This is a genomic window from Variovorax sp. PBS-H4 (assembly GCF_901827205.1).
Taxonomy (GTDB): domain Bacteria; phylum Pseudomonadota; class Gammaproteobacteria; order Burkholderiales; family Burkholderiaceae_C; genus Variovorax.
Genome location: NZ_LR594675.1, coordinates 1887087 through 1907108, shown reverse-complemented (window position 1 = coordinate 1907108; position 20022 = coordinate 1887087). Strand labels below are relative to the sequence as shown.

The window sequence follows — 20022 nt, the reverse complement described above, 5'->3', positions numbered from 1 at the left end:
CCAGCGGACTACATGAGCTTGAAAGGGAAGTACTTCGCGGTGATCCTGTCGTAGGTCCCGTCCGCGCGGATGGCAGCAAGCGCAGCGTTCACCCTGCGCAGCATGTCGGCATCGCCCTTGCGCACTGCAATGCCGTTGCCATCGCCCAGCAAGCCGCCCTTGAGCTCGGGGCCGACGAAGCCGAAGCTGGCCGATGCAGGTGTCTTGAGGAAGCCGACGAAGTACGTGACCATGTTGCCCATTGCGTAGTCCACGCGTCCTGCGACCAGGTCCAGTTCGACGGCCTGCGGCGTGTCGTAGAACTTGATCTCGGACTCCTTGTAGTTCTGCGTCAGGTAGCTCGCCTGGATCGACCCTCGTTGCACGCCGATGGTCTTTCCCTTCAGCGCCGCAGGTGAGACGTCGTCCGGTGTTCCCTTTTTTGCGATGAAGCGCGAGATGGTCTCCTTGTACTTGTCCGAGAAGTCCACGCGCTGACGGCGCTGCTCCGTGATGGCCATGCTTGCAACGATCAGGTCGAACTTGCGCGCCATGAGGCCGGGGATGATGCCGTCCCAGTCTTGCGCGACGATCTCGCACCGGGCCTTCATCTTCTCGCAGATGGCATTGGCAATGTCGACGTCCCAACCCTGCAGGGCGCCTTGCGCATCCTTGAAGCTCCATGGCGGGTACGTGCCCTCGGTCGCAATGCGCAAGCTCGCGGGCTCCGCGGAGGCAGTGGCAGTGACTGCGGCAGCAAGCAACAAGGCACAGGCCAGCATGCATGCGTTCTTGAACGAGAGGATCGTGTTCGGCATCGCGTTTGTGTGGAGTGGATCGAGGTGCGGCGGGACGGATGATTTGCGCATTTCACCTGCGTGACAAGCGTTGATCCACACGCAAACCGCAACTTCCGCGGTGCTCTCCTGGCTGCGGGCCAAGGATGAAATTGTTGCGCGAGAAGCAAAAAAGTCCGTGGCAGGCACACGAGCGGCCGCGACCACCAGCGCTCAACGCGGCTCGCGCCGGTGCAGCGCCAAGTGCATGGCCGCACCGGCGATGGCCGCCGTGCCCGCAGCGACGGCGATCTGATTCAGCCCGAGCACCACATCGCCCGCCGCATACAGGCCGGGAACATCGGTCTCCTGGTGCCGGTCCGTCAGCACATAGCCGCTCTCGTCGGTGCGCGCGCCAACTTGCTTGGCGAGCGTCGAATGAACCTCGAGCCCGAGCGCGCTGTAGAGCGATTCGCAGGCGGTGTCCGCGCCGCCATGGCGCACGCTGATGCGCCCGTTCCAATCCCGGATGCTTTCGACGGCTCCGACGGCAAGCCGGATGCCGGCCCGTGCCAGCCGCTCGCGCTCGGCCGGCGCAAGCGCCTGCGCGTCAGGCGTCATGAAGAGAGTGAGGTCCGGCGTGAAATGCCGCAGGTAGAGGGCCTCCTGCACGCCTGTCGGCCCGTTGGCGAGCACGCCGACCTTGCGGTCGATGACCTCGTAGCCGTCGCACACGGGGCAGTAGCGCAGCAGTCCCTTGCGCAGCGAATGCGACAGGTGCGGCATTGCAGGCACGACGTCGCTGGTGCCGGACGCGAGCAGCACCAGGCGCGCCGTCAGATCGCCGCCCTCCCAGGCGAGGCGAAAGCCGTTCTCGATGCGCTCCAGCGCATCGACGTGGCCAGCGCCGCGTTCGATCGGGTATCGGTCGGCCTGCTCGCGCAAGGCCCCCAGCAGCGCCGCGCCAGGGATGCCGTCCGGAAAGCCGGGGTAGTTGCGGGCGCGCGGAATCGTGGCCAGCCGACTCTGGCTCGCATCCACGATCGCCACGGATCGCCGCAGCCGGGCGAGATAGACGGCGGCAACAAGACCGGCGGGGCCGCCGCCGATGATTGCGGCGTCTACCGCCGGCAGGGACGTTCGGGTAGCCATCGGAGCTCCTGGAATGACAACGAGGATGCTCCATGCACGGCACGCGGCGTGCCTGCACGACGGCCGCTAGCAGTTGGCGCGAATGCTGCGGATGACTGCCGCATCGCGGACGCGTTCGGTCTCCACGATCGCAGTCGCTTCACACCGTGCGGCACTGGCCTTGTAGCTGTAGCGGGCCTCGATGCGGCTGCCATCGAGGCGGCGAACGGATCGGAGCACGAGCGGCTGCCGCAGCGACCCGTAGAACCTGGACATGCTGGCTTCGTCGAACGCCCCGACCCCTCGCTTGGCCGGCGTCACCAGCGCCGCTGCAGCATGGCCGTCGCCGGCGGAAAGCGCCCGGTAGAACTTCGCCACAGTTTGCAGGGAAACATCGCCCGCCTCCTTCGCCGGCACCGCAGCGATGTTCGCGGGCTCTGCGGCGATGGTGATGCCGATGGCATCGCGGCGAGGCGGCGCCTGCATTGCCACGGCCGCAACCTGGGGCTCGGCCGGCGGGTGCGCGACGGTGACCGCTGCCGGTCGCGCCGGTACAGGGCGTTGCGCATGGGTCCGGCTCACATGCCAAAGCACGAAAGCGGCGGACCACAGGAGCAGTAGGAGCGATACCCACATCGCGGGAGGGTCCAGCCACTTCGCCAACGAAGCAAGGCTCAAGCCTGCACGCGGCCCGGGGTGCTGCGCCGCCTGCATCACCGGGCGCGGCATGGGCGTCTCAGTGTGCGCGCCCGGATCACAAAAAGAGGTTGAAAGCTTTCTGGCACAGCAGCGACAGTAGATCGCTGCATCCCTGTTGAGGGTCTGGCATGCGCCACAGGTCTGCGCCATGGGTTGCTCCCGTCCGAAGCCTGGATCGAGCGTCGATCAAAAAGCCTGGATGGCAAATGGCTGATCGGAGTGGGCGGACAGGCGATGTAGGAAGGCGCCGATGCAGTACGTTGCGCTGCAGCGACCGGACGAGGATCTCGCTGAGGCGATACCGGGACCACGCTTGCACAAGGCGAGTGGCCACGAACCAGAAAGGGACCTACCCCCGCGTCAGCACGGTCCGGACTGCGTAGCCGTTGCGGTACACGCCCTCGATCGTGCCCGCGACGCGGTCCTTGGGTGAAGCCGTCACGTATCGCTCATCGGAGGTCCGGTACACGACCACGGTGCGGTCTTGCGCACTGAGCGTGCGGGCAACGCCGATGGCCTGGTTGAGCGTGCGGTAGGTATTCATGGTGTCCCTCTGTGGCCCTCAAATGTTACCGAAGGTACTCAGCTCAGTTGAACCTGGAACACCGGAGGAGTGCGGCATGCGGGCAAACGCCACACTTTGAGCGGCCAATTGGGCGTCGCAACGGTCTTTGGGGCGGCAGCTGCCGTTGATGCAGTAGTACTGGACGTCGAGCGAGACTTGGTCGCCGTCGGCCCGCAGGCGAACGCCGGACAGCGCCGGGTCGACGCCCGCGGCCGAAGCGCGTGCCACCTGGGCCAGGCGGGCATGGGCCACCTCCTCCAGCGCCGTCGAGGGCGCACGCGCGGCTTCCGGCGGCGGCAGGCTGGCGCAGCCGGTGCTCAGCAGGGCCGCCAGGGCGTGTCCCAGCAGGGAGGCCGGGCCGGGCCGCAGCCGACGCAGCTCGCGTGCCAGTGGCCCGCGCATCTGCCAGTGCAGCAGCACCAGCAGCCCCTGCAGCCGCTCGTGGAGGCAGACCAGGCAGGCGGCGGCGCGGGCAACGGACGGGGCAAGGGGCGGCTCGAACATCACAACTCCTCAGGTGCTCAACGGCGGCCTCATGGCAAGGCCGATGCCCCGAGAATCGCCGCCGCCGGTATTTGCCTGATATCCCACGCCTGCGCATCCGTAGCCGTTTCGCTGCGCGGCCCGGCCACTGCAATCGCCATGTATCCGGCGTGTATCGAGCAGGCAATGAAGGCCACCGCGCGGCAAGCCGTCCTAGACTGGCGCCATGCAAGCCATCGCACCGACCCCCAGCGAGGGCACCACGCTCGCCGGTCTCTCGGCGCAACTCCAATCGCTGCGACGGGTGGCGTTGGCCGTCGCGCATCCCGGCGGACCGGGGCTGTTCGATGTGCTCGTGCGCGAGCTGGCGGAGGCGCTGGCCGTGCCCACCGTCTTCATCGCCGTGTTCTCCGACGAGGTCTGCAGCCTGATGAAGACGGTGGCGGTGCGGCTCGACGGCAAGGCCCTCAAGAACTTCGACTATGTCCTCCAGGGCACGCCCTGTGCGCAGGTCATCGGGCGCGAGTTCCGGTACGTGGCCAGCGGCGTGGCGGCGGAGTTCCCGCGCGGCTCGCTGTTTGCCGCCAAGGGCATGGATTCGTATGCCGCCTTCCCGATGCGCAACAGCCAGGGCGAAGCGCTGGGCCTGCTGGTGGCCATGGACCGCGTGCCGATCGCCGGCGGCGATGCCGACCATGCCGAAGCGATGCTGAAGATCGTCGCCGGCCGCGCCGCCGCCGAGGTCGAGCGCACCCGCACCGACGAGGCGCTGCGCTCGGCGGCATTAGCGGTGTCGGGCGCCCGCAGCGGCACCGTGTTCGACGAGCTGGTGCGGTTGCTGGCGACCATCCTGCGCGTGGAGATGGCCATCATCGCCCGCCGTGCCGAGGACGACCCCGATCAGCTGATCATGCTCGCCATGGAGTGCGACGGGCAGGTGCTGCACGACGCTCGCTTCGCGATTGCAGGCTCGCCGTGCGCGACGGTGCTGGGGCAGCAATTTCGCGCCTTCCCCAACGATCTGCAGACGCTGTTTCCCGATAACGAGGTCGCGAAGGTACAAGGTGCCGTGAGCTACGCAGGCTATCCGCTCACCGCGCTGGACGGCACGCCGCTGGGGGTGGTGTCGGTGGCGTCGCGCCGCCCGCTGACGCAAATGGACCGTGTGGAGTCCATGCTCAAGATTTTCGCCATGCGCGCCGCGGCCGAGGTCGAGCGGCTGGCCGCCAGCGAGGCACTGCAGCATTCCGAAGCGAGCTACCGCACCATCTTCGAAACCGCGGAAGATGCGATCTTCGTCCACGACTGGGACTCGGACCGCTTCATCGACGTCAACAGCCGGGCCTGCGAGACCTACGGCTACACCCACGACGAACTGACCCGCCTGTCGGTGGGCGACGTCAGTTCGGGCGTGCCGCCCTACACCGCCGAAGACGCGCTGCGCTGGATCGAGCTGGCCAAGCAGGGCCACTGCCCCTCGTTCGAATGGCAACGGCGCAACAAGGACGGCAGCCTGCACTGGGACGAGGTCCGGCTGAAGCAGGCGACCTTCAACGGTCGGCGCCACATCCTGGCCTTCAGCCGCGACATCACCGAGCGCCGCGAGCGAGAACGTGCGTTGCAGCGCAGCGAGGCGCGGCTGCGCGCCACCGTCGAAGCGGCTTTCGACTGCGTGATCGGCATGGACGCGGACGGCCGCATCGTCGAGTTCAATGCGGCGGCCGAGCGCGTATTCGGCTACCGGCGAGAGGCGGTGATGGGCCGCCAGGTGGCCGACATGATCGTGCCCGAGCGCCGGCGCCAGGCGCACATGCGCTGGCTGCGCGAGTTCCCGATCACCGGCAGCAGCCCCATGCTGGGCCGGCTGGTCGAGTCGACCGCGCTGACCGCCAGCGGCGCGGAAATCCCGGTCGAGCTCGCGGTGAGCGTGGCCGAGGCGCCCGAAGGCAACATCTTCGTGGGCCACGTGCGAGACATCAGCGCCCGGCGCGAGGCCGAAGCGGCCCGGCTTGCCCTGGAGGCCCAGCTGCGCCAGGCGCAGAAGATGGAGGCCATCGGCCAGCTCACCGGCGGTATCGCGCACGACTTCAACAACATCCTGACCAGCGTCATCGGCTACCTGGTGCTGGGCGAGGAGCGCGCTGAGGCCACCGGCGACGCGGTGTTGCTGCGCCAGCTGGGCCAGGCCCACCTCGCGGCCCAGCGCGCGCGTGATCTGATCGCGCAGATGCTGGCCTTCGCGCGGCGGCAGCGCGGCGAGGCCCGCGTGCTCGACATGGCGCCGCTGGTGCACCAGACGCTGCGCCTGCTGCGCGCGACCCTGCCCTCCTCGGTCACGCTGGACGGCAATGCCGGGGTGGACGACGTGCCGACCTCGCCGCTGTGCGTGGCCATCGATCCGGTGCAACTGGAGCAGGTGCTCTTCAACCTGTGCATCAACGCGCGGGACGCGCTGGACGGTGCCGGCCGCATCAGCGTGCACCTGCTGTCGCATGCGCAGGAGCGCTGGCAGTGCGCCTCCTGCCGCGCGCCGGTGGACGGCGGCCCCTGGGTCGAGCTGAGCGTGGTCGACAGCGGCAGCGGCATTGCGCCGGAGCTGCAGGAGCGCATCTTCGACCCCTTCTTCTCCACCAAGGCGCCGGGCAGCGGATCGGGCATGGGCCTGGCGATGGTGCATGGCATCGTGCACGGCCATGGCGGCCACCTGCGCTTGCGCACCGCGCGCGGCGTCGGCTCGGTGTTCTCCGTCATGCTGCCGCGGGCGGCGACCGCCCCGGCCGCCGCCCCCGTTCCGCCGCCGCGCCACGCGGGCGGTGCACCCGCCCTGCGCGGCAGCGTGCTCGTGGTGGAGGACGATCCGATGGTCGGCGACTTCCTGGTGGAGCGGCTGGCCAGTTGGGGACTGCGCGTGCGGCTGCAGCGCGAGCCGCAGACCGCAGCGGCCTGGCTGCAGGAGCCGGCGCACGAGACCGACCTGCTGGTCACCGACCAGACCATGCCGCACATGACCGGCCTGCAGCTGGCGGCCCACGCCCGCGCGCTGCGCGCGGACCTGCCCGTGGTGCTGATCAGCGGCAACGCCGGCGGCTTCGACGCGCAGGAGCTGGCGCGCTGCGGCGTGCATGCGCTGCTGCGCAAGCCGATCGATGCCGAGCGCCTGCGTGCGGTGCTGCGGGAGGTGCTCGGCGGCGCCAGGTGAAGAGACGGGCTGCCGATCCGGGACGTCCTGCACGGGCGAGCACAGGCTGGGACGGGCTCAGGACGGTGGGGCGCGCTGAAACCAACGGAAACGAGTGCGCTTCGGCCTATGGCCTAGGTGTGGTTGTACAGCCCTTGGCTGTCGCGCAGAATCCCGCGGATGGAAGAGCCCACCCGCGTCCTCATCGTCGACGACGAAGCGTCGGTTCGCGCCATGCTGCGCGAATACCTCGGTGGGCACGGCTTCGCGATGAGCGAGGCCTCCAGCGGCGCGCAGATGCGCGAATGCCTCGAGCGCGAGCCCCCGCACCTTGTGCTGCTCGACATCCGGCTGCCCGGCGAGGATGGCCTGAGCCTGGCCAAGTACCTGCGCGAGCGTCACGACGTGGCGATCATCATGGTGACTGCATCGGGCGACGTGATCGACCGCGTGGTCGGCCTGGAGATCGGCGCCGACGACTACATCGCCAAGCCCTTCGATCCCCGCGAGTTGCTGGCGCGACTGAAGAGCGTGCTGCGTCGCACCCGGGCGCGGACCGGCGCGCCCGAGCCGCCGGCCTCCGCGCCCGCGCCGCTCGGCGGCGGCCGCCAACGCTTCGGCCGCTGCGAGGTGGACATGGAGGCGCGCCGCCTCTTCGAACAGGGCGGCACCGAGCTCGCCCTGACGGCAATGGAGTTCGAGCTGCTGCGCGTCTTCCTGGCCAATCCCAACCGCGTGCTCTCGCGCGACCAGCTGCTGGTGCACACCCGCAACCGCGAGTGGGAGCCCTTCGATCGCTCGATCGACATCCGCATCGGCCGGCTGCGGCGCAAGGTGGAGCCCGACCCTGCGGGCGAACCGCGCTGCATCAGGACGGTGCGCAACGCGGGCTACATGTACGTGCCGGACGCCTGATCGCGGCCCAGCTTCGGCGCGATGATGCGGGCCCGGATGCGCCCGGGAGGCCGGCCAATGCCCTGCGGCACGTCTCGGACGTGGTTCAAGCGCGATTCGGGTTGAGCAGGTACTTCTCGCCCGTCGCCTGCTTCGCGTACACGGCGATTTCGTCCGGCTGCAGCGCCTCGCGCAGGGACACCTCCTTGGTGTAGCGGCTCGCGAAGGTGGTCTTGAGCTCCGCCGCCACGCGCGCCTTGAGGCGCGCCGCGTCCTGGGCGCCGACCTTCTGCAGGAAGTTGAAGAGCAACCAGCCGCCCATGCCCCAGGTCATGCCGAAACCGCGAGTGAACTCGGTCGGGCCGCGGTCCAGGCCGCCATAGATGTAGACCTGCTTGTGGATCGGCGTCCCGTAGCGGCTGTACTCGGTCGCCTTGCGCAGCAGGGCGGCCTCCATCGCGTTGAGGATCTGCCCGGCCAGCTTGCCCCCGCCGATCGCGTCGAAGGCCAGCGTGGCGCCGGTGGCGGCCAGGGCATCGGTCAGATCCTCCATGAAGCTCGGGGCGCTGGCATCGCACACATGCTTGGCGCCGATGGCGCGCAGGATGTCCCCCTGCTCCTTCCGGCGCACGATGTTCACCAGTTCGATACCGTCGGCGAGGCAGATGCGGTTGAGCATCTGGCCGAGGCTGGAGGCCGCGGCGGTGTGCACCAGCGCCTTGTGGCCTTCGCGCTTCATGGTCTCGACCATGCCCAGCGCCGTGAGCGGATTGACGAAGGCCGACGCGCCCTCGGCAGGCGTCGTGCCTTCGGGCAGCGGCATGCATTGCGCCGCCGGCAGGCAGCGGTATTGCGTGTACATCGCGCCGCCGAGCATCGCGACCGTCTTGCCCAGCAACGCCTGCGCCTCGGGCGAGCTGCCGGCCGCCACCACCACACCGGCGCCTTCGTTGCCGATCGGCATCGACTGGTCGAGCCGACCGGCCATGGCTTTCATGGCGGCTTCGGGAACGGTCGCCGTGATCACGGGGCGCTCGGGCGTCCCGCTCGCCTTGGCGGTCTTCATGTCGGCTGCGCCGAACAGGAGGCCGAGGTCGGAAGGGTTCATCGGCGAGGCCTCAACGCGCACGACGACTTCGTGGGGCTTGGGTTCGGCAATCGGCTCCTCGACCAGCGAAAGCTCGAGTTCGCCGCCGCGCTTGATCAGCGAGCGGAGCTGGAGGGCGGTATGGGGCTGGGTCATGTGGGTGTCTCCGGGTTGAGGGCGGCCAGTATAGGAGTCGCTTCGTTCAAGGAGGCTTCGGCGCCGGGGGCACGGCAGGTCCGGTGGGCATCGTGAACACGGGCTTTGGAGCGGCAGGCGGCGGGTGCTTCATCCGCACCTCGATCGTCTCTGCAAGAAAACGCATATAGCTGTTGCCAGGATTCTGATCGGAGTGACGCCGTGCGATGGCCGCCAGCTTCTGCACCTGCGAATCCGGCGCTGCCTCCGTGAGCAGCGGCATCGCTTCCCACGACGAGAGATATGCCAAGACCTTGCGCGGATCGGTGCCTGGCTCGCTCAGCTTCGCAACGATGATCTCGTTCATGCTGCGACCCGTCTTCGCGCTCTCGATGGTGGCACTCGCGCGTAGCCAGGTTTCGTAGCGCAGGCCGTCCGTCCCGCCGTACTGGCCGACCTCCTGACCGAAGTCGGGTTCGGTAGCGCGCAACAACTTGGCCATGTCCTCCGAGGACTTCAGGAAAGGCGCGGCACTGAAGTCTTGGCCGCTGTTGAGTGCGTCTGCCAGGATGTCGGAAGCGAGTCGATTGGAGGATGCTCTGATTTCCGCCATGAATTCCTTTTGCTTTTCCAGTGGCGCACTGGGAATCAAGTGCGCCATCTCCCGAAAGTAGGCATCGGTAGGCAGGGCGCCGCTTTGAAGGGCCTGATCGAGTACGTACTTGGTGTCTGGGAGATAGCCCAATCTCGCGTAATCCGTTGCCGCATAAGCTGCGACCTGCTTGTTCGAGTCGGCAGCGAGAATTTTTAATTCGAGCGCGATGTCCTGGTTTGCGCCGGATGTATTCTCGCGGTTATAGAGCGAGAAAAGGATGGAAGGCATGGCGATTTTTTCCTCGTCGCTCAACCGGCCGCTACGCGAAAACCGGAGAGCCAACGTTGCCGAAAGGGGCGTGGCGGGAATACCTTTTGCACGCATTTCCTCCAGGGCAATGCGTCCTGATATCCCCGGCGTTGGTCTATAAGAGCGCAGTGGATTCTGTTCGTCGATCTTGGAGACGGCAATCGCCAGGTTCGCTCGATAATCGGCCGCCCCATTTGCCAAGGGTCTGCTGGGAGTACCCATCGAGGACGCCGAAGAAATGCCAGATCGCTCCGCTCGTGGGCCAATCTGAAATGCTTCCGTCGCGAGGCTGTAGTAGAGCGCAAAACCACCCGCGAGACCCGCCATTCCGAGCAAGGTCCAATGAAGCCTTTTCATTCATTTATCCTCTGAAATTCTTCAACGCCTGGAAAACGACCGTAGGAATGATCGAGCCTGTCAATATGTTATTTTTAAAAAAATCCCAGCGTGCATAGGGCGAGTCGAGGGACACTCTTTGAATTGGGTTACCCATCGCATCTACTTGACCGCCAGCGGTGAAAATGCTGTAGATATCTATTACAAAAGTGTCACAGCGATAGGTGCCTTTTCTGGCCTCGGTCGTCGCCGTCCTCGGCAGGGCAGGCGTGGCAGTGGGCAAGATCGTATAGTCGGCACCCAGTCGGTAAATTTGAAGTGCCCGAGCATTCATCGCCCGCCGACTGTCTAATACTCGCCCAAGATTGTCCTTGCAATTCGCCTCAAAGCACCCTTTGACGTAAAAATCTGGAATGTTTGGGTACCCTGCGCCCCAGTACGCGTTTGGTCCCTGCTCTCGCACGGTTGATTTGAAGTTATCAACCGTCACGTACTGGACGACGAGCGGCTCCTTCATGACTTGATAAATGTTCGTGCCATCGAAGTAGCCCACATGACCAGGCGCAGCAAGCCAGCCCACGAGTTCGCGGCCGACTACGTCGCCGGGTTGCTTGGGCTCCGGCTTGTTCAGATCGGGGTCGGACCCAATACCCCAAAGCGTTTGCCCGTTTGCCGCGACCACGAGAAGGTTGCCATCGTCCTGCGGCTTCAGGTACGCACCCGCATTGCCTGAGGTAGCGGAATACCAAGTCGCGTAACGTGCAGGCGGCTCCTTGTAATAGACCGGCTCACCCTTCTGTACCGGAAGTGGCGGCGGGTCATAGTAGGTGACGGCATTTCCGTCGCCCTGCATGACCAGAAACCCGCCGGGAAGATTCGATGTCCCGGTGTTCCAGCGAACTGAACCATCGGCGACCCGGTAGTAAACGAGATTTCCGTCGCCCTGCATGGCCAGCATGTATTGCTGATTATCCGAATAGATGCTCTGTCCTGCGTACATCACTGCACCGGGTGCCAGGATGGCGGCGCCGGCGATTCCGACAATGAAAAACAGGGTCGCGGCGATCAGCCTTGGAATCAGCTCCCTCATTCTCTTCCCTTCTTGCTGGTTAGTCGCTCCGAAATAGAGCGGCGGCCGATGCTAGAGGCAAGCAATTTGACCGACAACTACCAGAGTTGGTAGTTGTGCCAGCGCCGGCAATGTGCCAGTGCGGCACCCACAGACATCGACAGAGACAAAAAAAAGCCGGCACCAAAGTGCCGGCTTTTTTTTTGCGCCCCCGCTCAGGACACGACCTGGTAATACAAGTTCTGCGGATGCCGCGCCTGCGCAAAGAAAAACCAGCGCTCGGCCAGCAGTCCCGGCACCTGCACCAGCAACGCCAGCACAAACGCAAGCGACGAGTGCGCCGCTATGCCCCACAGCAGCAACAGCGCCGGCAGCGCGAAGCCCAGCACGAGGAAGCCCAGCTTGACCTGCTTCAACGCAGCGCGACTTGCGCCATGAAAGAACTCGCGCGTGTTGAAGGAGCCCGCCGACATGCCCATCGACTTCTGCACCAGCTTGGGCGCGCGGATGCCGGTGGCGGTCTGCAGCGTGGAGCGCGGCACCAGCGCGGCATTGCGGCGCAGCGACATTGCCCGCGTGCCCCACGCCGCAAGGGTGATGACGAATGCGCAGGGCCCGCTCACGCGCAGCAGGCCCGGCTCGCCCATCAGTGCGGCCAGTGCGCTGGCGAGGATGAGGCCCGAGGACAGCCCGATCAGCGTGAAGTTGACCAGCGTCAGCGGTTGCGCCCATTCCTGGATGAATCGCAGGCAGGCGTAGATCATCGCGGTGCAGTACCAGAGCAAGGCCGCGACGGCGGTCGCGGCCAGCGGCAGCCACGGCGTATGGATGCCGCCGCGCAGCGCCAGCCACCACAGTGCCACCACCGCGATGAAGGTGGGCAGCACGATGACCTCGCGCGAGAGCCACGACGTGCGCCACATCAGCACCGCGCGCCAGGCACGCTCGGGCCGGCCCAAATGACCGAAGGAGGCGCCGAGGCCGACCAGCAGCATCGCCTCGGCCACGATCAGCGACACGCCGAGAAAGCCGGGTGCAAGCGGCATGCCGGCGAGCACGGCAAGGGCGAGCGTCACGACCAGCCCCTGCGCGGCGCCGGCGACGGCGGTGAAGACGACGACCGAGAACGCGGGGTTCACGACATGCCTCCCAACCTGGGCTGGATCTTGGTCGCGCCGCCCGCTTCGTCGGTCACGCGCCGTGGCAGGTACTGGTTGGCCGGGTTGGTCTCCCACTCGGGCATCAGCGAATAGCCGCCACGCTCGCGGATCGCCTTCGAGACTTCGGATTCCGGGTCCTTCACGTCGCCGAACAGGCGCGCGCCGGTGGGGCACGCCTTCACGCAGGCCGGCTTGCGGTCTTCCTTGGGCAGCTTCTCGTCGTAGATGCGGTCCACGCAGAGCGTGCACTTGGTCATGACCTGGCGCTCCTCGTCGAGCTCGCGCGCGCCGTAAGGGCAGGCCCAGGCGCAGTACTTGCAGCCGATGCACTTGTCGTAATCGACCAGCACGATGCCGTCTTCCTTGCGCTTGTAGCTGGCGCCGGTAGGGCACACCGGCACGCAGGGCGGGTCCTCGCAGTGCAGGCAGCTCTTGGGAAAGTGGATGGTCTCGGTGCCCGGGAAGGTGTTGGCCTCATAGGTTTGCACGCGGTTGAAGAAGGTGCCCGTGGGGTCGGCGCCATAAGGCTTTTCATCGGCCAGCGGGCCGGCGCTGCCGGAGGTGTTCCACTGCTTGCAGGAGGTCACGCAGGCGTGGCAGCCGACGCAGACGTTCAGGTCGATGACCAAGGCGAGCTGCTTGGCCAGCGTCTCGCCGGGCTCGGCACGCACGCGGTCTTGACCGCTGCGAGGCGCCGCGCTGCGTTGCGCGACGGGCGGCCTTGGTTCCACGTCCCGCACAGTCGCAGAGGCTGCCGTCGAGCCGCACCCGCAACCCTCGCCGCAAGCGCCGCCGGCCGCTGCCAGCGCGGGCTCGCGCACCGGCTGCCCAGCGGACGCCATCAAGTCTTTGAGCCACTGCATCATTTCCTGTTCCTCCCCGCGAAATAGGTAAGCACGCTCGCCGCCTTGCCCAGCACGCCCGGCGCCGCCGGCATAGTGGCAGTCTGCGGGAAGCTCTCGTGCGGCTCCTCGGGCTCGGCGGGCCGAATGCGCACGCGGACGTCGTACCAGCCGGCCTGGCCGGTGACCGGATCGGAGTTGCTGATGGTCTTCCCGTCGAAGGGCAACTCCTCGGAGATCAGGTGGTTCAGCAGGAAGCCCTTGCGGGCCTCGTCAGCGCCCGGCGCAAGCTGCCAGGCACCGTCGGCCTTCCCGATGGCGTTCCAGGTCCAGACAGTGCCGGGCTCGACGGCCTCGCTGTAGCGCAGCATGCAGCGCACCTTGCCCCACTGGCTCTCGACCCAGCACCAGCCACCGTCGGCGATGCCCGCGGCCCTGGCAGTGGCCGGGTTCACGTGCAGGTAGTTGTGGCTGTGGATCTGCCGCAGCCAGGCGTTCTGCGAATCCCAGGAGTGATACTGGGCCATGGGCCGCTGCGTAATGGCATTGAGCGGATAGGCCTCCAGCTCGGTGGCGGCCTCCTCGAGCGGCGGATACCAGAAGGGCAGCGGATCGAAGTAGGTGTCGATGCGCTCGCGCAGCGCATCCGGTGGCTGGCGGCCCGCGCTCTTGCCCTGGGCCGCGAGGCGGAAGCTCTGCAGCGTGTCGGAGTACAGCGCCAACTGCACCACGTCGTTCTTCTGTCGCCAGCCCTTGTCCTTGGCGAAGTCCAGGTACTCGCGGTTCCAGTTGCGCATGTAGTGCATCGTCTCCGGCATGTGGTACTGGAACACGCAGTTGTTCTGCGCATAGGCCTCCCACTGCTTCGGATTGGGCTCGCCGCGCAAGTGCTGGTCGCCGTCCTTGCCGCGCCAGCCCATCAGGAAGCCGATGCCCGGCTGCGGCTGGAAGTTGACGACGAAGTCCGGGTAGCCGGTGAACTTGCGCTCGCCTTCCGGCGTGGTGAAGGCCGGAAACTTCATGCGCGATGCCAGCTCGATCAGCACCTCCTGGAAGGGCTTGCACTGGCCGGTGGGCGGCACCACCGGGATGCGCACCGAATCCACAGGCCCGTCGAATTCGGAGATGGGCCGGTCGAGCATGCTCATCACATCGTGCCGCTCGAGATAGGTCGTGTCGGGCAGCACCAGGTCGGCGAAAGCCACGGTCTCGCTCTGGAAGGCATCGCAGACGACCAGGAACGGGATCATGTACTCGCCCTGCTCGTCCTTGCGGTTGAGCATTTCGCGCACGGCCATCGTGTTCATGCTGGAATTCCAGGCCATGTTGGCCATGAAGATCAGCAGCGTGTCGATGCGGTAAGGGTCGCCCTTCACCGCGTTGGTGATCACGTTGTGCATCAGCCCGTGGGCCGACAGCGGGTGCTCCCACGAGAAGGCATGGTCGATGCGGATGGGCGAGCCGTCGGGGTTGATCGCCAGTTCGTCCGGATTGGCCGGGAAACCCAATGGCGCCGCATTGAGCGGCGTGTTCGGCTGGATCATTTCCGGCGCGTTGAAGGCGCGGTAGTTGGGCACGATGTGCCGCGGGTACGGCGCCTTGTGCCTGAAGCCGCCGGGCGCATCGATGGTGCCCAGCACGCTCATCAGCACGGCCAGCGCACGCACGGTCTGGAAGCCATTGGAATGCGCCGCCAACCCGCGCATGGCGTGGAAGGCCACGGGTCGGCCCTGGGTGGTCGGGTGCTTCTTGCCCCAGGCATCGGTCCAGGGGATGGGCAGCTCGAACGCCTGCTGCAGCGCCGTCTCGCCCATCTCGCGCGCCAGCTTGCGGATGCGCTCGGGGTCGATGCCGGTGATGGCCGATGCCCATTTGGGCGTGCAGCTGGCCACGCGCTCGCGCAGCAGCTGGAACGAGGGCGCCACGCGCGTGCCGTCGTCCAGCGTGTAGTGGCCCTCCAGCGCCGGGTCGCAGCCGTCGGCGATGCCTTCCGGGTACGCCGGCTTCACGCTGCCCGAGGCCTTGTCCCACACCAGCTTGTTGTGCGGATGGCGGCCGTCGCCTGGCGGCCCGCGCTCCGGGTCGAAGGCGAACAGGCCCTGGCGCTCGCAGTCGTCCAGCACGACCAGCTGCGGGGCGTTGGTGAAGCGCTTGAGGAAGGCGTGGTCGACGAGTTCGTTCCCGATCAGCTCGTGCAGCAGCGCCATGAACAGCGCGCCGTCGGTGCCGGGCTTGATGGGAATCCATTCGTCGGCGATCGCCGAGTAGCCGGTGCGCACCGGGTTGATGGAGATGAAGCGCCCGCCATTGCGCTTGAACTTGCTGATGGCGATCTTCATCGGGTTGCTGTGATGGTCCTCCGCAGTGCCGATCATCACGAACAGCTTGGCGCGGTCGAGGTCGGGGCCACCGAACTCCCAGAAGCTGCCCCCCACGGTGTAGATCATGCCGGCGGCCATGTTGACCGAGCAGAAACCGCCATGCGCCGCATAGTTGGGCGTGCCGAACTGCCGCGCGAACAGGCCGGTGAGCGCCTGCATCTGGTCGCGGCCGGTGAAGAGTGCGAACTTCTTCGGATCCGTCGAGCGGATCTTCTGCAGCCGCTCGGTGAGCAGGTCGAACGCCCGCTCCCAGCTGATCGGTTCGAACTCGCCCGCGCCCCGATCGCTGCCGGGCTTGCGCAGCAGCGGCTGCGTGAGCCGCGCCGGCGACACCTGCTTCATGATTCCCGACGACCCCTTCGCGCAGATCACGCCCTGGTTCAGCGGATGGTCCGGATTGCCGTCGATGTAGCGCACCTCGCCGTCCCGCAGGTGCACGCGGATGCCGCAGCGGCAGGCGCACATGTAGCAGGTGGTGGTCTTGACCTCGGTGTCGGCCGTGGGGGTCGGCGACGCGAGCGGGTCGTGAATGGGCTCGCGCGAAAGAAAGTTGAGCAAGGCGCTGCCTCCGGTTGTCGTGGGGGTTTCTCTACCCATGATAGGGTTCTGCTTCTGAACAAAAAAGCAGGTAATTCAGTTCATCATGACCGAAAAAACCGATCATCGCCTGCGCGTCACGCTGCGCCAGCTTGAAGTCTTCGCCGCCACCGCGCGCGAAGGCTCGACGCGCGCCGCCGCCGGCCGCGTGGCGCGCTCGCAATCGGCCGCCAGCGCCGCCCTGGCCGACCTGGAGGCCGCGCTCGGTGCCCAGCTGTTCGACCGCATCGGCCGGCGCCTGGTGCTCAACGAAAATGGCCGTGCGCTGCTGGCGCGCTCGGTCTCGCTGGTGGACCAGGCTGCGGAGCTGCAGGCCTTGTTCTTCACTGACCAGCAGACGCCGCTGCGCGTCGCGGCCAGCTTCACCACGGGTGAATACCTGCTGCCCGGGATCGTGTTGCGCTGGAAGCAGCAGAACCCGCAGGCGCGCGCGCGGCTGATCATCGGGAACAGCACCGACGTGATCGCCGCGGTGGTCGGCTTCGATGCCGACGTCGGTTTCATCGAGGGTCGGCAGACGCATCCCGACCTCGCGGTGCACCGATGGCTCAGCGACGAGATGGTGATCGTGGCCGCGCCGACGCACCCGCTGGCGGGCCGCATGGCCGGCGTGCGCGAGTTGGCGGAAGCTGGATGGGTGCTGCGCGAGGAAGGATCCGGGACGCGCGAGGCCACCAACGACTGGCTGGCGCGGCGCGTCGGCCCGCTCAACATCGAGCTCGAGATGGGCAGCAGCCACGCCATCAAGCGCGTCGTGGCCTCGGGCGTGGGCGTCGGCTGCATGTCGCGCTATGCCGTGGCGGATGCGCTGGCCGATGGCTCGCTGGTGGAGCTGAAGACAACGTTGCCGAAGAACTCGCGGGCGCTGTCGATCGTGCTGCATCGCGAGCGGCGGCCGGGGCGCACGATGCAGGGGTTCATCGACTTCTGCAAGGGCGCGTCGGGGAATTGATCAGGCCGGGTCCTGCGCCGCTCCGAGCACCGCCAGCGCCACCGACGCAATGCGCGAAGCCAGCGAGTCCGCGCGCGAGGTCAGCACGATCGGCACGCGTGCGCCCAGCACGAGTCCGGCGCATTCACCGCCGCCGATATAGATGAAGCTCTTGTAGAGCATGTTGCCGGCATTGAGATCGGGAACCAGCAGGAGGTCGGCGTCGCCGGCCACTTGCGACTCGATGTTCTTGATGCGTGCGGCCTCGGCCGAGATCACGTTGTCGAAGCCGAAGGGGCCTTCGACCCGTGCACCCGGCCAGGCGCCGGCGCGCGCCATCGCGACCAGCGCCTGCGCATCGACGGTGGCCGGGATGGCCGGGTTCACCGTCTCCACCGCGGCCACGATGCCGACCTTGGGCTCGGCAATGCCCAGCTTGCGCAACAGGCCGACGGCGTTGCCCAGGATGTCGGCCTTCGCCTTCAGCGACGGCGCGATGTTTACCACGCAATCGGCCACGCCCAGCAGCTTGGGGTAGCGCGGCAGGTCGAACAGGAAGAGATGGCTGATGCGCGTGTCGCCACGCAGGCCGATGGTCTTGTCGACCACGGCGGACATCAGCTCGTCGGTGTGCAGCGAGCCTTTCATGAGCGCGGCCACTGCGCCCTCGCGCGCCAGGGCCACGGCGCGGCGCGCGCTCTCGGCGGCGGTGTCGCTGCTGTCGATGATCTCGAAATCGTCCGCATCGACCCCGGCGGTGGCGGCCGCGCGCAGGATGGCTTCGCGCGGGCCGATCAGCACCGGCTGCGCGAGCGCCTCGTCGTGAATGCGTGCAGCCGCGTCGAGCGCTGCCGCGTCGCAGGGATGGACCAGCCCGATGCGCACCCGTTGGGTCTTCGCCCGCTCGCACGCCCGGGCCACCAGGGCGTCGAGCCGGGGATGCACCGCGGTCTCGCTCACCGCCGGCAAAAGCCCTTGGGGGAGAGTCAAGTGAAGTCCTTGTACTTCTCGAGCAGGCGCACGGGCTTGGCGAGCGCGTCGCGGCGGAACGGGTCGCCCAGTTCGCGCGTGCACATGACCTCGATCACCGTGGTCTTGCCCTGGTTCATCTGCATGTCGACCGCCTTCTTGAGCGCAGGGCCCACATCTTCCAGCTTGTCGACCACGATGCCTTCGGCGCCCATGGCCTTGGCGATGCCCGCGAAGCTCTCGCTCTCCAGCTCACCGGCGACGAAGCGGCGGTTGTAGAAGTCGACCTGGTTCTTCTTCTCCGCGCCCCACTGGCGGTTGTGGAAGACCACCGCGGTCACCGGGATGTCGTGGCGCACGCAGGTCATGATCTCGACCATGCTCATGCCCCAGGCGCCGTCGCCTGCGTAGGCGATGGCTGGCCGATCCGGTGCCGCCAGCTTGGCGCCGATCATGGTGGGCAGCGAGTAGCCGCAGTTGCCGAAGCTCATCGGTGCGAAGAAGCTCCTCGGCTCCTCGAAGCGCAGGTAGCTGTTGGCCACGGCGTTGATGTTGCCGATGTCGGTGGAGACCATGGCGCGCGGCGGCATGGCCTTCTCGAGCTCGCGCAGCACCTGGCGCGGGTGCAGCCAATTGCCGCCTTCCTTCTCGGCCTCCTGGATCATGTCGAGGCTGTAGGCGTCGCGCTCGTGGGTCCAGCCGTCGAGCTCCTTCTCCCACGCGGCCTTCTCTTCCTTGATCTTCGCGGCGCGCTCGGCCTTCGTGGCATCGCACGCGAGCGTGCGGTCCGCCAGGCGCGCGAGCAGCGCCTTGGCCACGGCCTTGGCATCGCCGTGGATGCCCACGGTGATCTTCTTCACCAGGCCCAGGTTGGTGTGCTCGGCCTCGACCTGGATGATCTTGGCCTGCTTGGGCCAGTAATCCATGCCGTGCTGCGGCAGCGTGCCGAACGGACCCATGCGCGAGCCGAGCGCGAGCACCACGTCAGCCTGCGCGATCAGCTTCATCGCGGCCTTGCTGCCCTGGTAGCCCAGCGGGCCGGCCCACAGCGGATGGCTGGCAGGGAATGAATCGTTGCGCAGGTAGCCGTTGGCCACCGGTGCGCCGAGGCGCTCGGCCAGGGCCTTGCATTCCTCGACCGCGTCGCCCATCACCACGCCGCCGCCCGAGAGAATGACGGGGAACTTGGCGGTGGCCAGCAGCTCGACGGCGGCCGCCAGGCTGTTTTCGCCGCCGGACCCGCGCTCCACGCGCATCGGCTTCGGGATCTCGCACTCGATCTCGCCATAGAAGTAGTCACGCGGGATGTTGAGCTGGGTCGGGCCCATCTCCGAGATCGCACGGTCGAAGCAGCGCGCCGTGTACTCGGCCATGCGCTTGGGGTTGTTCACATGGCCTTGGTACTTGGTGAACTCCTGGAACATGGGCAGTTGGTTGGCCTCCTGGAAGCCGCCCAGGCCCATGCCCATCGTGCCGGTCTCGGGCGTGACGATCACCACCGGGCTGTGCGCCCAGTAGGCCGCCGCGATGGCGGTCACGCAGTTGCTGATGCCGGGGCCGTTCTGGCCGATCACCACGCCATGCCGGCCGGAGACCCGCGCATAGCCATCGGCCATATGGCCGGCGCCCTGCTCGTGCACCACGGGGATCAGGCGGATGCCGGCGGGCGCGAAGATGTCCATCGCGTCCATGAAGGCCGAACCCATGATGCCGAACATGTCAGTCACGCCATTGGCGACCAGGGTTTCGACGAAGGCCTCGGAGGGCGTCATCTTCTGCACGCCGGTGACGGCGGCGCGGGCGGGCGTGGCGGGGGGTTGCTTGGTCATGGGAAGGGTCTCCTAGGGTCGGGGATGAAGCGCAGGGTTCTCGAAAGTTGGAACCGATGGTTCCGGAATTCGTGTTG

The 20022-nt window shown here is 67.0% G+C and carries 16 protein-coding genes; 3 read left to right on the top strand and 13 right to left on the bottom strand.

All coding sequences use genetic code 11. From position 1 onward, the window contains the following. Positions 1–8 precede the first annotated feature (8 nt). The 5 genes from E5CHR_RS09110 to E5CHR_RS09090 all read right to left on the bottom strand — a co-directional run bounded on the left by E5CHR_RS09110 (position 9) and on the right by E5CHR_RS09090 (position 3654). Positions 9–797 carry an ABC transporter substrate-binding protein gene (locus tag E5CHR_RS09110; RefSeq protein ID WP_174255708.1) on the bottom strand — a complete coding sequence of 263 codons (789 nt, stop codon included), beginning with the start codon at positions 795–797 and terminating at the stop codon, positions 9–11. A 192-nt stretch (positions 798–989) separates the two neighbouring features. Then, entirely contained in the window at positions 990–1907 is a 918-nt protein-coding gene (locus tag E5CHR_RS09105) for an NAD(P)/FAD-dependent oxidoreductase (protein ID WP_162579383.1), read from the bottom strand. A 66-nt stretch (positions 1908–1973) separates the two neighbouring features. After that, the gene (locus tag E5CHR_RS09100; RefSeq protein ID WP_162579382.1) at positions 1974–2615 is read right to left on the bottom strand and encodes a hypothetical protein; all 642 of its coding nucleotides are present in this window, start codon (positions 2613–2615) and stop codon (positions 1974–1976) included. Between the two features lie 319 nt (positions 2616–2934). Further along, on the bottom strand, positions 2935–3129 hold the full coding sequence (locus E5CHR_RS09095) for a hypothetical protein (RefSeq protein ID WP_162579381.1): 195 nt from the start codon (positions 3127–3129) through the stop codon (positions 2935–2937). An 18-nt stretch (positions 3130–3147) separates the two neighbouring features. Beyond that, positions 3148–3654 carry a hypothetical protein gene (locus tag E5CHR_RS09090; RefSeq protein WP_162579380.1) on the bottom strand — a complete coding sequence of 169 codons (507 nt, stop codon included), beginning with the start codon at positions 3652–3654 and terminating at the stop codon, positions 3148–3150. Between the two features lie 205 nt (positions 3655–3859). Here E5CHR_RS09090 and E5CHR_RS09085 point away from each other — a divergent pair, with 205 nt between their 5' ends. Then, on the top strand, positions 3860–6832 hold the full coding sequence (locus tag E5CHR_RS09085) for a PAS domain S-box protein (RefSeq protein WP_162579379.1): 2973 nt from the start codon (positions 3860–3862) through the stop codon (positions 6830–6832). Between the two features lie 159 nt (positions 6833–6991). Beyond that, entirely contained in the window at positions 6992–7726 is a 735-nt protein-coding gene (locus E5CHR_RS09080) for a response regulator (protein ID WP_162579378.1), read from the top strand. Positions 7727–7811: 85 nt separating this feature from the next. On the opposite strand, the gene E5CHR_RS09075 is transcribed toward E5CHR_RS09080, so the two are convergent. From E5CHR_RS09075 to E5CHR_RS09050, 6 genes are all read right to left on the bottom strand, one after another. Then, positions 7812–8948: a zinc-binding dehydrogenase gene (locus E5CHR_RS09075; RefSeq protein ID WP_162579377.1), complete on the bottom strand. Its 1137-nt coding sequence runs from the start codon at positions 8946–8948 to the stop codon at positions 7812–7814. Between the two features lie 46 nt (positions 8949–8994). After that, positions 8995–10188 carry a hypothetical protein gene (locus tag E5CHR_RS09070; protein WP_162579376.1) on the bottom strand — a complete coding sequence of 398 codons (1194 nt, stop codon included), beginning with the start codon at positions 10186–10188 and terminating at the stop codon, positions 8995–8997. Between the two features lie 4 nt (positions 10189–10192). Continuing rightward, entirely contained in the window at positions 10193–11257 is a 1065-nt protein-coding gene (locus tag E5CHR_RS09065; protein ID WP_162579375.1) for a hypothetical protein, read from the bottom strand. 194 nt (positions 11258–11451) lie between these two features. After that, positions 11452–12375 (bottom strand): dimethyl sulfoxide reductase anchor subunit family protein, encoded by a 924-nt coding sequence (locus E5CHR_RS09060; RefSeq protein WP_162579374.1) that lies wholly within the window; start codon positions 12373–12375, stop codon positions 11452–11454. Further along, positions 12372–13262 (bottom strand): 4Fe-4S dicluster domain-containing protein, encoded by an 891-nt coding sequence (locus E5CHR_RS09055; protein WP_443083067.1) that lies wholly within the window; start codon positions 13260–13262, stop codon positions 12372–12374. Before E5CHR_RS09055 ends, E5CHR_RS09060 begins: the two co-directional genes overlap by 4 nt. Then, the gene (locus tag E5CHR_RS09050; RefSeq protein WP_162583639.1) at positions 13259–16177 is read right to left on the bottom strand and encodes a molybdopterin oxidoreductase family protein; all 2919 of its coding nucleotides are present in this window, start codon (positions 16175–16177) and stop codon (positions 13259–13261) included. The genes E5CHR_RS09055 and E5CHR_RS09050 overlap by 4 nt, the downstream gene beginning before the upstream one ends. An 85-nt stretch (positions 16178–16262) precedes the next feature. On the opposite strand from E5CHR_RS09050, the gene E5CHR_RS09045 reads away from it, so the two are divergent. Continuing rightward, positions 16263–17168, top strand: a complete 906-nt coding sequence (locus tag E5CHR_RS09045; protein ID WP_162579373.1) for a LysR family transcriptional regulator — start codon at positions 16263–16265, stop codon at positions 17166–17168. On the opposite strand, the gene E5CHR_RS09040 is transcribed toward E5CHR_RS09045, so the two are convergent. Both E5CHR_RS09040 and xsc read right to left on the bottom strand, forming a co-directional pair. Beyond that, a complete protein-coding gene (locus tag E5CHR_RS09040) occupies positions 17169–18137 on the bottom strand; it encodes a bifunctional enoyl-CoA hydratase/phosphate acetyltransferase (protein WP_232062009.1) in 969 nt (322 codons plus the stop codon). Next, positions 18134–19945, bottom strand: a complete 1812-nt coding sequence (xsc, locus tag E5CHR_RS09035) for a sulfoacetaldehyde acetyltransferase (protein WP_162579372.1) — start codon at positions 19943–19945, stop codon at positions 18134–18136. The genes E5CHR_RS09040 and xsc overlap by 4 nt, the downstream gene beginning before the upstream one ends. Positions 19946–20022 lie beyond the last annotated feature (77 nt).

Excerpts from the sequence above, each read along its gene's own strand:
- E5CHR_RS09075 (WP_162579377.1), bottom strand. The coding sequence starts at position 8,948 with ATGACCCAGCCCCATACCGCCCTCCAGCTCCGCTCGCTGATCAAGCGC.
- E5CHR_RS09085 (WP_162579379.1), top strand. The coding sequence starts at position 3,860 with ATGCAAGCCATCGCACCGACCCCCAGCGAGGGCACCACGCTCGCCGGT.
- E5CHR_RS09090 (WP_162579380.1), bottom strand. The coding sequence starts at position 3,654 with ATGTTCGAGCCGCCCCTTGCCCCGTCCGTTGCCCGCGCCGCCGCCTGC.
- E5CHR_RS09105 (WP_162579383.1), bottom strand. The coding sequence starts at position 1,907 with ATGGCTACCCGAACGTCCCTGCCGGCGGTAGACGCCGCAATCATCGGC.
- E5CHR_RS09070 (WP_162579376.1), bottom strand. The coding sequence starts at position 10,188 with ATGAAAAGGCTTCATTGGACCTTGCTCGGAATGGCGGGTCTCGCGGGT.
- E5CHR_RS09055 (WP_443083067.1), bottom strand. The coding sequence starts at position 13,262 with ATGATGCAGTGGCTCAAAGACTTGATGGCGTCCGCTGGGCAGCCGGTG.
- E5CHR_RS09080 (WP_162579378.1), top strand. The coding sequence starts at position 6,992 with ATGGAAGAGCCCACCCGCGTCCTCATCGTCGACGACGAAGCGTCGGTT.
- E5CHR_RS09065 (WP_162579375.1), bottom strand. The coding sequence starts at position 11,257 with ATGAGGGAGCTGATTCCAAGGCTGATCGCCGCGACCCTGTTTTTCATT.
- xsc (WP_162579372.1), bottom strand. The coding sequence starts at position 19,945 with ATGACCAAGCAACCCCCCGCCACGCCCGCCCGCGCCGCCGTCACCGGC.
- E5CHR_RS09100 (WP_162579382.1), bottom strand. The coding sequence starts at position 2,615 with ATGCCGCGCCCGGTGATGCAGGCGGCGCAGCACCCCGGGCCGCGTGCA.
- E5CHR_RS09095 (WP_162579381.1), bottom strand. The coding sequence starts at position 3,129 with ATGAATACCTACCGCACGCTCAACCAGGCCATCGGCGTTGCCCGCACG.
- E5CHR_RS09110 (WP_174255708.1), bottom strand. The coding sequence starts at position 797 with ATGCCGAACACGATCCTCTCGTTCAAGAACGCATGCATGCTGGCCTGT.
- E5CHR_RS09045 (WP_162579373.1), top strand. The coding sequence starts at position 16,263 with ATGACCGAAAAAACCGATCATCGCCTGCGCGTCACGCTGCGCCAGCTT.